The sequence below is a fragment of the Blautia sp. AF14-40 genome (assembly GCF_003479665.1).
GTDB classification, from domain to species: domain Bacteria; phylum Bacillota; class Clostridia; order Lachnospirales; family Lachnospiraceae; genus Fusicatenibacter; species Fusicatenibacter saccharivorans.
The window spans coordinates 1-511 of record NZ_QUHK01000052.1 but is presented as its reverse complement, the minus strand read 5'-3'; the positions used below and the strand labels follow the sequence as shown (position 1 = coordinate 511).

The 511-nt window shown below is 47.6% G+C and carries 1 protein-coding gene and 1 pseudogene; both read right to left on the bottom strand.

What is annotated here, in order from left to right; translation table 11 throughout:
* Positions 1-211, bottom strand: a 211-nt coding sequence (locus DWW13_RS19570; protein ID WP_243026183.1) for a TnpV protein, incomplete at its 3' end; no start/stop codon positions are given.
* Between the two features lie 26 nt (positions 212-237).
* A pseudogene (locus tag DWW13_RS17255) lies at positions 238-511 on the bottom strand (DNA recombinase); the annotation flags it as partial.

Genomic DNA, 511 nt, shown 5'->3' with positions numbered 1-511 from the left:
CCACACGCTCCTGCGCTGTCCGGTCAATCTCTAACAGGTGTGGATACAGCTTCTCGCTCATCAGCAGTTGGTTGTAGAGAATGGGGCGATGTTCCTTTAGGTAGGATTTTCGCATTCTGCCGTACTTGCCGATAGAAGTTTCCGGCTGTTCAGAAAGTTTTAGGTTGGGTATATCATAATCTCCACAACGAATGTAAGTCAACTTACTCATATTCATTCTCCTTTGCTTCGTGATGATTAGACTGCTGCGCTGGCTGCTATGCTGCCTTTGCGTGGTTCTTCTTTCGGCAGCTGTCCGACAGTAGAAAAAACGCCTTTTTTCATATCCTCAGCCCGGATCAGGGCTTTCTTAGCGTCCATTTCCGCTTTTTTCTTTGCCTTAATTTTGTCCTCGTACCGTTTCTGTGCACCGCTGGCTTTCCGCTTCAAATAGTTCTGATGGAGCCTGTCCTTGCGTTCTTCTTTTTTCTGCAGTTCTTCCTGTTCCTCCGGGGTTAAAGGAACCGGCTGT